At 45.1% G+C, this 459-nt stretch carries 1 protein-coding gene; it reads left to right on the top strand.

The annotated features are described in order from the left end of the window. Positions 1–459: anion permease (locus FCS21_RS17740; RefSeq protein WP_171035731.1), on the top strand; the 459-nt coding region annotated here is incomplete at both ends.

Here is a 459-nt window from a genome sequence, read left to right as displayed (position 1 = left end):
ACTAGCTATCTGGTTCATTCCAGCTCCAGAAGGCGTCCAGCCAAATGCTTGGCATCTCCTCGCAATCTTTGTGGCCACCATTGTTGGAATCATTTTAAAAGCGGCTTCTATGGGAACCATGGCTATTATTGGAATCACACTGTGCGCAGTCACACAGGTTTTGGCTCCTGGAGATCCTACAAAATCGATCGTTAATGCCTTGAGCGGTTTTGGAAATTCTACCATATGGTTGATTGGTCTTGCGTTTTTTATCGCAAGGGGATTTATAATAACCGGCCTTGGAACCAGAATAGCGTACAACTTTATCAAAATATTTGGCAAAAGCCCGTTGGGACTTGCCTACGGATTGAATACGGCTGACCTTATACTCGCACCAGCCATTCCGAGTAACACAGCCAGAGCTGGAGGTGTCATTTATCCCATCATGAAATCAATTGCCACAAACATGGGATCTTATGC

Source organism: Colwellia ponticola, from assembly GCF_005885605.1.
GTDB classification, from domain to species: domain Bacteria; phylum Pseudomonadota; class Gammaproteobacteria; order Enterobacterales; family Alteromonadaceae; genus Colwellia; species Colwellia ponticola.
This window is presented reverse-complemented; position numbering and strand designations above follow the sequence as displayed.